This window comes from Streptococcus sp. (assembly GCF_041802885.1).
Classification (GTDB): Bacteria; Bacillota; Bacilli; order Lactobacillales; family Streptococcaceae; genus Streptococcus.
This window is the reverse complement of record NZ_JBHCHN010000051.1, coordinates 39,389-46,167: the sequence shown is the minus strand read 5'-3', so window position 1 is coordinate 46,167 and position 6,779 is coordinate 39,389. Positions and strand designations below refer to the sequence as shown.

At 48.3% G+C, this 6,779-nt stretch carries 7 protein-coding genes; 3 read left to right on the top strand and 4 right to left on the bottom strand.

Annotation, left to right across the window (positions count from 1 at the left end; all coding sequences use genetic code 11):
- Positions 1-836 (top strand): IS3 family transposase (locus ACEYCN_RS06870; protein WP_373713549.1); only part of this gene is annotated, 836 nt, incomplete at its 5' end.
- Positions 837-892: 56 nt separating this feature from the next.
- Here the strand turns inward: ACEYCN_RS06870 and ACEYCN_RS06865 are convergent.
- Together ACEYCN_RS06865 and ACEYCN_RS06860 are read right to left on the bottom strand one after the other, a co-directional pair.
- Positions 893-1,846, bottom strand: coding sequence for a glutathione S-transferase family protein (locus tag ACEYCN_RS06865; RefSeq protein ID WP_373713548.1), 954 nt, complete (start codon positions 1,844-1,846; stop codon positions 893-895).
- A 79-nt stretch (positions 1,847-1,925) separates the two neighbouring features.
- Positions 1,926-2,420 (bottom strand): DUF536 domain-containing protein, encoded by a 495-nt coding sequence (locus tag ACEYCN_RS06860; RefSeq protein WP_373713547.1) that lies wholly within the window; start codon positions 2,418-2,420, stop codon positions 1,926-1,928.
- Positions 2,421-2,514: 94 nt separating this feature from the next.
- Between ACEYCN_RS06860 and ACEYCN_RS06855 the strand changes: the two genes are divergently transcribed.
- A complete protein-coding gene (locus tag ACEYCN_RS06855; RefSeq protein ID WP_373713546.1) occupies positions 2,515-3,687 on the top strand; it encodes an NAD(P)/FAD-dependent oxidoreductase in 1,173 nt (390 codons plus the stop codon).
- A gap of 10 nt (positions 3,688-3,697) precedes the next feature.
- The gene (locus ACEYCN_RS06850) at positions 3,698-4,393 is read left to right on the top strand and encodes a GNAT family N-acetyltransferase (protein ID WP_373713545.1); all 696 of its coding nucleotides are present in this window, start codon (positions 3,698-3,700) and stop codon (positions 4,391-4,393) included.
- Positions 4,394-4,677: 284 nt separating this feature from the next.
- Here ACEYCN_RS06850 and ACEYCN_RS06845 read toward each other — a convergent pair whose 3' ends face one another.
- Both ACEYCN_RS06845 and ACEYCN_RS06840 read right to left on the bottom strand, forming a co-directional pair.
- Complete coding sequence (locus ACEYCN_RS06845; protein WP_373713544.1) at positions 4,678-5,094, bottom strand: DUF1307 domain-containing protein; 417 nt, start codon at positions 5,092-5,094, stop codon at positions 4,678-4,680.
- 71 nt (positions 5,095-5,165) lie between these two features.
- On the bottom strand, positions 5,166-6,779 hold the full coding sequence (locus ACEYCN_RS06840) for a hypothetical protein (protein WP_373713543.1): 1,614 nt from the start codon (positions 6,777-6,779) through the stop codon (positions 5,166-5,168).

Here is a 6,779-nt window from a genome sequence, read left to right as displayed (position 1 = left end):
TCAATGGAGGCTTCCGACTAGACCTTCTTCTTACAACAGCTCAGTTAGCTCGTGCCACCTACTATTACCAGCTCAAACAGCTGGCGAAAGAGGACAAAGACAAAGCACTAAAAGCGGATATCCAAGCTATCTTTGGGGAACACAAGGGCAATTATGGCTATCGCAGGGTTTACCTGGAGCTGCGCAACCGTGGCTATGTTATCAATCATAAAAAGGTGCAACGCCTGATGCAGGTGCTGGGCTTGTCAGCTCGCATCCGTAAGCGGAAGAAATACAAGTCTTATAAGGGTGATGTGGGCAAGAAAGCTCCTAATCTGATTAACAGGGTCTTCGAGGGGGCGAAGCCTTTTGAGAAGTGTTATACCGATGTGACCGAGTTCGCTCTGCCAGATGCCTCTGAGAAACTCTATCTATCGCCTGTTCTGGATGGCTATAACAGCGAAATTATTGATTTTACCTTATCTCGCTCTCCCAACCTCATGCAGGTCAAGTCTATGCTTGAGAAGGTCTTTCCTGAAGCAGCTTACCCAAATACCATCCTCCATAGTGACCAAGGCTGGCAGTACCAGCATGAAGCTTACCATCGTTTTCTTGATAGTAAAGGCATACGTCCGTCTATGTCTCGCAAAGGAACCAGCACGGATAATGGCATGATGGAGTCTTTCTTTGGTATCTTGAAAACAGAGATGTTTTACGGATTTGAGAAGACTTTCAAGTCACTGGAGCAACTGGAACAAGCCATCACTGATTATATTTTTTACTACAACAACAATCGCATTAAAGCCAAACTAAAAGGACTTAGTCCTGTTCAGTACAGAACTAAATCCTTTCACTAATTATTTTTTGTCTAACTTTTTGGGGTCAGTACACGCCCAGGTCATTTCCGATTTTATCAATCCCAATCCAGGGTTGGTCCCATGGGGATGACTCCTGTTGGATTGATGGTTTTGTGGCTGCCATAGTAGTGGCGCTTGATATGGTCAAAGTTGACGGTTTGGGCCATGCCAGGCAGCTGGTAAATCCGCTTGGTGTAGGCCCAGAGGTTGGGGTAGGCGGTCAGGGGCTTGAGGTTGCACTTGAAATGCCCAAAATAGACAGCGTCAAAGCGGACCAGGGTGGTAAAGAGGCGGATATCTGCCTCGGTCAAGTGATTCCCTACCAGGTAGTCCTGACCTGCAAGTCGCTCTTCCACCTGGTCCAGAGCTGCAAAGAGGGCAGTCACTTCTTCCTCATAGACCTCCTGCTTGGTGGCAAATCCTGCCTTGTAGACCCCGTTATTGATGCGGTGGTAGACAAAGTCGTTGACGGCATCAATTTCTTCCAGCCACTGGTCTGGAACATAGTTCCCAGGCTTGGCTCCAAGGTCATCAAAAGCGGTGTTGAGTATCCGAATAATCTCCGAAGACTCATTGTTGACAATGGTCTTCGTTTTTTTGTCAAATAAAACCGGAACGGTCACGCGCCCTGTATAGTCAGGTTTCACAGCCGTATAGATTTCATGGAGGTAGCGGGCCTGGAAAATCGGGTCACCAATCACCCCTTCCCCTTCCTCAAAGGTCCAGCCATGTTCCAGCATGAGGGGATGGACGACAGAGATAGAAATCATGTCCTCCAAGCCCTTGAGGGTCCGGATCATGAGGGTCCGGCTGGCCCAGGGACAGGCCAGAGAGACATAGAGATGGTAGCGATTGGCTTCTGCCTTATATCCTGCCTGTCCTGTCGGACCTGCGGAGCCGTCTGCTGTAATCCAGCTGCGAAACTGGGTCTGGGTCCGCACAAAACGGCCGCCTGTCTTCTTGGTATCATACCACTGGTCTACCCACTGGCCATCTACTAATAGTCCCATCTATTTGCTCCTTTGTTTTTTTGTATTTTATCACTAATTATTGATTTTAGCAAGAAGTTAAACTTGGGTTGCCCCAAGTCTATCTGCCAAATAATCGAGCAAAGAAGCCCTTGTTCTGAGTAGATTCTACTTCGGCCTTGGCCTGGTCCAATTCCAACTTCAAGGTTTCCTTGTCTGCCATGGCTTTCAGCGTTAGCTGCTGCTGCTGATCCAGTTGTTTGTCCTTCTCAGAAATCTGCACATCCTTGACCCGCAGCTGCTCATCCTTTTCAGCAATCTGCTTGTCCTTGGCCTTGAGCTGGTCATAGAGGCGGAGGATTTCCGCATTCTTTTCATCGACCAGGATCTCCATGAGTTCCCGCTGCTTGACTTCCTCGCTGACAGGTTCATCTTCAAAGATGGTGGTCTTGTAAATCTCCTCTAACTTGACCAAGCCAGCACGATTGACCACTGTCACACCCTTGTCATTTTTTTCGACAAATTCTTCAGGGAGCGACTTGACACGGTTGTTCATGGCCTGTCGGCTGACACCCAAAATCTCAGCAAGTTCGCTGACTGTTTTTTCAATTCCCATATTATCCTCAATCGCTTGATTTTCTTGACGTTTTCTATCATTAAAATCTTACCACAACCACCTAACCCTGTCAAATTTGTGGTAAAATGGGAGCATGACATCATATGATACCATTATTATTGGAGCGGGGCCTGCTGGCATGATGGCCGCTATTTCCTCGGCTTTTTATGGAAATAAGACCCTGCTTCTGGAAAAAAACCGCCGTTTAGGCAAAAAACTGGCTGGTACTGGGGGTGGCCGCTGCAATGTAACCAACAATGGCAGTCTGGAAGACCTGCTGGAGGGGATTCCTGGCAATGGCCGTTTCCTGTACAGCGTCTTCTCTCAGTTTGACAACCATGATATTATCCGCTTTTTTGAGGAAAATGGGGTCAAACTCAAGGTGGAAGACCATGGACGGGTCTTTCCAACTACTGACCGCTCCCAGACCATCATCAAGGCCCTGGAAATGAAAATGCTGGAGCTGGGAGTGGACATTCGTACGGATACAGAAGTTGTTTCGGTCAAGAAGGTAGAGGACCTCTTTCGGGTTCGGACGGCAGACCAGGAATTTGCCACTGGCAAACTGATTGTCACCACGGGCGGAAAGTCCTATCCTTCCACTGGCTCCACCGGCTTTGGCCATGAGATTGCCCGCCATTTCAAGATGGAAGTGACGGACTTGGAGGCGGCAGAAAGCCCGATTTTGACGGACTTCCCCCACAAGGCCCTTCAGGGAATCTCCTTAGATGAAGTGACCCTGCGCTATGGCAAGCATGTCATCACCCATGACCTGCTCTTTACCCACTTTGGTCTGTCTGGACCGGCTGCTCTGCGCTTGTCTAGCTTTGTATCAGGCGGTGAGGTGGCGGAGTTGGATTTCTTACCGCAGATGTCCCCAGAGGAGCTGGCCGCCTACTTGGCCCAGCAGCGGGAAAAATCCATCAAAAATACCCTCAAGGCTCTGGTCCCTGAGCGGGTGGCTGATTTCCTGGCCAGCGATTTTCCAGAAAAGGTCAAACACTTAAACCCCAGTCAGACTCAAGCCTTGATAGACAAGCTCAAAAAACTGCCCATCCCAATCACCGGCAAGATGTCCTTGGCAAGGTCCTTTGTGACCAAGGGTGGCGTCGACCTCAGGGAAATCAATCCCAAGACCCTGGAGAGCAAGAAGGTCCCTGGCCTACACTTTGCAGGCGAAGTTTTGGACATCAATGCCCACACAGGTGGCTTCAACATCACCTACTGCCTCTGCACAGGCTGGGTGGCAGGTATGCCCCATTACTAAAGGAGAAGCAATGCCCTACAACGAATTTGGCCAAGCCCTTGGCCAGGCCCTCCCTTCTTTCACAGCTGGGCCACTGCCAGAGATTAAAGTCCTTTCAGGCCAGAAGGTCCGCATTGAGAAACTAGCCCTGTCACACGAGGCAGACCTCTACCCCATCTACGGACCAGATGCCCCTCAACAGAACTGGACCTACATGCCCATTGAGCCCTTCCAAAACCGAGAGGATTTTCATGGATTTTTTGAAAAAATAGTCCAATCAAGCGATCCCTACTACCTGGCCATTGTGGATCAGGCCAGCAATCGGGCTGTCGGAACCTTTGCCCTCATGCGGATAGATGCGGCCAATCGGGTACTTGAAATGGGCTGGGTGGTTTATTCCAGCGATTTGCAACGCAGCCGTCAGGCGACTGAAGCCCAATATTTGGTCATGCACTATGTTTTTGAGGATTTAGGCTACCGCCGCTATGAATGGAAATGCGACCAGCTCAACCAGGCCTCCTGCCGAGCTGCCCTCCGACTGGGATTTCAATACGAGGGAACCTTCCGCCAGGCCCTGGTTTATAAGGGACGCAACCGCGACACGGCCTGGTTTTCCATGCTCGACAGCGAGTGGCCTAGCCGCAAAGATGCCCTGGAAACCTGGTTGGCAGACAGTAACTTTGATGAAGCAGGCCGGCAAAAGACCTCTCTTTCCAGGCCCGAATAAAAGGGAGTGGGACAGAACTCGACAGGTCAAAAAAAGAGTTCCCCTCACTTCCAAAATGACAGGTTCGGGCTAAAATAGTCCACTGGACTATTTTACTCCCACCCCCGCACAGCTCAAAAGGTTCAGTGAACCTTTTGAGGTTGGAAATGAAGCGAACTCTGTTCGCGTCAGTCGTAGAGGTCAGATTTGGAGTGTAAAACACGAACAAATCTGCCAATCAACCACTGCGTCAAGATGTTATCACGAGCTCTAAGTAGAGAGGATGGACTTTTTGCCCAACCTCTTTATTTCTTTTCTTCATACCCACCTTGTTTGAGGGTTTCTTCTACTTCTTTCAAACTTGTAAAATCGTCCACCCCAGGAAGAAGGTACATCTTTTTAAACTCTGACGAATTCATTTCATCAGCATCTATTGTTAAAATATAGGCAGTATCCTTATCGGTAACTTCCGTTTTCAGCTGAAATTCTAAATCGTATTCCTTGAAAAGGGCTACAATGTTATCCATCACGCGTTGAGCTTCTTTCTTACTAGTCACTCCCAGTTCCTCATAAGTTCGGATAGACTTCAAAGTAACGGTCTCAACTGTATCTCCTTTATAAGCAATGATCACTTCGTCTCTGCCATTGGTATACGTTTTTTGACTAGTCTGCGAACAAGCTATTAGAACCAAAGGCAAGATGAAGAGCAAGAGCCCAAGCAATAGTTGTTTTCCTTTTTCATGACAAGAACCTCCTTTTTTATTATACCACAAAAACCAGCCTGAGCTGGTTTTTACTGTTTTAAGACAAAGGTTTTGGGTGCTAATTTGAGGAGAACCAGGTAGCCGATGCCGACATAGAGCAGGAGCAAAGCTGAAACAATGTAGACATAGAGCCTGCTGTTAAGGTCGTCAAACTGCATGTTGAAGTAGGCAACCCAGTACAATCCTCCGCTAAGGATCTTGTAGACAGGATTGACGACTTCCATGTCCTTGGTAAAGGGTTGGAGGACATAGTAGATGAAAAGATCGTGGAAGGATAGAAGGGCTGTCAGACTGAAAAGGAGCAGGGCCAAGAGGCCAATCAAGTCCGGTGAATAGCCAAATTTCCCCCAGCCTAGCAAGAGGAAAAAGATTCCCAGGCCGAACCAAATATTGTACTTAAAGGATTGAAACCAGCGGTAATTAAAACCCATCAGGATGTTCTTCCCCTGTCGATAAAAGGGGTAATGCAGCATGGAAATATCACAGTTGACAAAGACCATCTGAGCAATGGCTCGGCCCAATGACAGAGCATACATAGCCATAAAAAGATAGGGCATGACAGCCAGTAACTCCTTGTTCCCAAGCTGAACCCCAGAATAGCCCATAGCCAGCTGACCGCCAGCCCAAACGAGCAAAATGCCTGCCATTCGCCACATAAATTTGCGGCTCAAAATACTGCCATAGCGCTGAAATAGGAGGGCGTTGATATAGGTCATACCTGACAAGTGGCTCAGGTCCCTATCATTTTTCAGGGTCAATTTTTTCTGCATGGCCAGGCCTTGCCGAGTGTACTCATTGCCCCTCGTCATGTCAAAAATTTTCTTATCCAGAGCTGCAGACTCTTCCATAAAATGGACGATTAACCCATCCATGTCCCTGGAGCGCAGCACGGCACCATAGGCTGAAAGGAGAATCAGGATTTGCAAGAAAAACAGAGCAATTAACACATGGCTAGTCAAGTGATGGTAAAAATAGACCAGGGCCAAGATGAGGCTGACAAGGGCAACAAACCAGACAAGTCTCATGGCGATCAGGAGCTTCTTTCCCATCCGAAAAGAGGCTAGCTGCAGGGCTGAACCAGCCAGGTCCCAGCTTAGGATGGCGGTCAGTCCGACTAGGAAATACCAGAAGTTTCCCGCCAAGAAACTGAAGGTGACGAGGGCAGGAATGTAAAAGAGGGTAATAAGAATGGGCTTGACCAGGGCCTGCTTTTGCAGGTAGGTCGCCCAAGATAGGCCAAAATTCTGAACAAAGTCCCGTTCCGGTTTGGCGATGACCCTTTCCATGGCCTTGCCACAGTGAAAGGTCATGCCTACGACAACAACCCAGAGGAGAAAGCCAAGCAGAAAGGCCTGGGGGTTCCAGGTCCATAAGGAACTCCTAACTTGAACCAGGTTGATACCAAGATTTCCAAGAAAAACATAGACGGCCAGCCAGAGAAACTTTCCGAATACACGCAAGGGAATCTTGGCTATGCCCAAAATCCAAAAAAGAACCTTTTTAAAGCCATAAGATTGATAAATGGTGTCAGGGATGTGCTTTCCCAAAAAGGGGATTTTTCGTAGGTAATAAAAGAAACCATTGACTGATTTGTAAAGACCATGGAGTTCTTGAAACCAGGCATAGCGGAAAATCTCCCTCAT

What these genes read in the sequence shown, in the direction of transcription:
- ACEYCN_RS06865 (WP_373713548.1), bottom strand. Translation starts at nt 1,846, where the DNA reads ATGGGACTATTAGTAGATGGCCAGTGGGTAGACCAGTGGTATGATACC.
- ACEYCN_RS06860 (WP_373713547.1), bottom strand. Translation starts at nt 2,420, where the DNA reads ATGGGAATTGAAAAAACAGTCAGCGAACTTGCTGAGATTTTGGGTGTC.
- ACEYCN_RS06855 (WP_373713546.1), top strand. Translation starts at nt 2,515, where the DNA reads ATGACATCATATGATACCATTATTATTGGAGCGGGGCCTGCTGGCATG.
- ACEYCN_RS06850 (WP_373713545.1), top strand. Translation starts at nt 3,698, where the DNA reads ATGCCCTACAACGAATTTGGCCAAGCCCTTGGCCAGGCCCTCCCTTCT.
- ACEYCN_RS06840 (WP_373713543.1), bottom strand. Translation starts at nt 6,779, where the DNA reads ATGAGGGAGATTTTCCGCTATGCCTGGTTTCAAGAACTCCATGGTCTT.